Origin of the sequence: Glutamicibacter sp. BW77 (assembly GCF_002332285.1) — a bacterium.
Lineage (GTDB): Bacteria > Actinomycetota > Actinomycetes > Actinomycetales > Micrococcaceae > Glutamicibacter > Glutamicibacter bergerei.
In genome coordinates, this window is sequence record NZ_NRGT01000072.1 from 1 (window position 1) to 2536 (window position 2536).

The following is a 2536-nucleotide window of genomic DNA, read 5'->3' on the forward strand; positions in this document are numbered from 1 at the left end:
CTGATGAAAAATCTGGGCTAAAGGACGCACTGGAATCAGAGATGGGGGCCCACCCAGCGACCTCAGTCCCTGCCTGAAGACTCTCCGTGGTGGTGGGCTGCATTAGATGCTGCATATTGGTGAAATGAGAAGCAACACCTGTAGCGGCCGCATTTTCTACCGAAGATTTGGCAATCGATATTGAACTGAGAGCTACTGAGAATACGAATGCGCATATAAGCAAAGGAATGAGCGATCGCCAGTAGTAACGGCCGATCCGGATCGCTAAATGTCGAGGAGTGAAGATCTTCGTCATCGAATTTTTTGCACCTTGCCCGACTGAATGGAAAGGACTGAATCGGCGACATCAACAAGCGCTGAATCGTGCGTAGCAACAATCACGCATCGCTGATCACTGTGAGCGATTTCCCTGAGAAGAGCGGCGATACCTTGACTCGTCTCACTATCCAGAGACCCTGTCGGTTCATCAGGCAAGAGCACGGGAGCTTGAACCGTTAGAGCGCGTGCAAGAGCCAGGCGTTGTTGCTGTCCTCCGGAAAGTTCTTCAGGTACCCGCTTGGCTAGACCCTGCAGACCGACAATTTTTAGCAGGATCTCTGGATCGTTGACGTTGCGTCCACGCATCTCGGCTGCAAGTTGCAGATTCTCCGCAGCTGAGAGAAAAGGTACGAGCTGAAAATCCTGGGGAACATAAATAGACTGCGCAGTTCCAGCATCATGCTTGGAAGAATCAATGCAATATTCTCCGACGCATACCGTGCCTTGGTCAGCGATCTGAAGGCCAGCAATCACCCTCAGTAAGGTTGATTTGCCAGTTCCGCTAGGTCCAACAACTGCAGTGAGGCCGCTAGGAACTTCAAAGGTGACATCTTTGAGTACGGTAAGTACGTCTTGCCCGTCTGGGTAGGTCAGTGAAACATGGTCAACGGTCAGCATAACTCTGCTTTCAGGACAGACAGATGGCCCGCACTGACTCACAGTGCGGGCCATCAACCGATTGGTATTTAGACGTTGCGTACGGTGTAGTAAGCACCACGAGTCAACGTCGACTGGTTGGTGCTGTAAGTGGTGTTAGTCCGAGTGAACCATGAGGTGTGGTAATCAAAATCGGCAATCCGATCGAGACTGATGCGAACCTTTTTGTTGCCGTCAATCTTGCTGCAACGACCGGTAGCCTTATGGCTATCTGGAAGCCAGCCACGATCATCGACAAGTACACGATTCGCGGAACAAGCAGTCGCAGCATTCGCTGCGGGTGCAGCCACAAGGGCTCCACCTGCCAGAAGCCCAACAGCCGATGCCGTAGCCGCCACTAACTTGAGAACCTTATTCATAATAACTTCCTCTGATGGATGGACAGGAGGAGACTATCGCTTACGATCAGGGGTGTCAAGCATCACAAAAAACGTTTAGAAATAAACCACCGACCTCGCATGCTCTCCTCTTAAGCGAACTAGCACACTGAGTGCGCAGCTAGGGCGCGTCCAAAAATGCCACACGGCAAAAGCGCGGCTTCGCGGTACTTTCCTTCCTTTCGAATTCTAGGGATTGCGTAATCGAGACTTCTGCGCCGAGGTAAAGCCCGTCATGGGCCACTTTGAAACGCCTCCCCAAAAAAACAAGGTTGCCAAATCTGACCAAAAGAGCAGGATGCGAGCCCGAATTCAATACACGCATGCGTCTTACAACCCATGGATTGTAAGACGTCTCATCGGGCGTCACTCCCCCAGCTGAAAATCCTTGAAAACTCACTGGTCCTAAATTCTCGCAACGATGTGTTGCAACCAATAACATAGGCATGATGTCAAGACCATTAGTTGCGAGACACTTTCACAGATTCCATGACCAAACTGATCGGATACGCTCGCGTATCAACCAAAGCGCAATACACTGACCGGCAAATCCAAGATCTCCGTGCCGCCAGAGCCAGACGTGATGACCTCTATATCAACCAAGGCCGCTCCGGAGCGCTGACCAAACGTCCTGGGCTCGACAAAGTTCTCGATGCACTCCACCCAGATGACACCCTCGTGATAACTACTTTGAATCGACTGGGACGTTCGACCCAAAAATACTCGACCTCGCCGAAGAACTTCGCACTCGAAATATTGAACTGCGCTTTCTGAACCTCGGCGGCGACGTTGACACCAAAACACCCACTGGAGCCATCGCCTTCACCGCTAGGGAAGCTCTGGCCCAAATGGAGTTAGAGATCAAACGCCGCACCACCGGGCGCGATCCCGGAGGCCGACGCCCCACCTTCACCAACTGGCATATCCGCATCACACCGCACCAAAACTCATCCAAGCCGTTGAACCAGCAACCCAAATCGCTAGGGATATAGGAATGTCCCGCGTCACGCCCTACCGCAGAATAAAAGAGCACCAAGAAATAACGGCAAACTGAAGTCACCTCAAAAACGAGACCATACCCTTTTGGGTGTTGCTTTGCGGAAGAAGAAGGCACGGGCGCAATCCTAGTTTTTCTCCTCCCGCACTGAGAAGTGCAGAGATTTCCGGCTCTACTGACATATCCG

General features: G+C 51.9%; 3 protein-coding genes and 1 pseudogene. 1 reads left to right on the top strand and 3 read right to left on the bottom strand.

Features of this window, described 5'->3' with window-relative positions; all coding sequences use genetic code 11:
- The 3 genes from CIK74_RS18950 to CIK74_RS12325 form a co-directional block, all read right to left on the bottom strand.
- A partial coding sequence (locus CIK74_RS18950) for a hypothetical protein (RefSeq protein WP_205738282.1) occupies positions 1 to 295 on the bottom strand: 295 nt, incomplete at its 3' end.
- Complete coding sequence (locus CIK74_RS12320; protein WP_170947866.1) at positions 292 to 936, bottom strand: ATP-binding cassette domain-containing protein; 645 nt, start codon at positions 934 to 936, stop codon at positions 292 to 294. The genes CIK74_RS18950 and CIK74_RS12320, both read right to left, overlap by 4 nt.
- Before the next feature lie 68 nt (positions 937 to 1004).
- Positions 1005 to 1334 (bottom strand): hypothetical protein, encoded by a 330-nt coding sequence (locus CIK74_RS12325; RefSeq protein WP_096256515.1) that lies wholly within the window; start codon positions 1332 to 1334, stop codon positions 1005 to 1007.
- Positions 1335 to 1841: 507 nt separating this feature from the next.
- Here CIK74_RS12325 and CIK74_RS12330 point away from each other — a divergent pair.
- Positions 1842 to 2344, top strand: a pseudogene (locus CIK74_RS12330) (recombinase family protein).
- Positions 2345 to 2536: the final 192 nt, after the last annotated feature.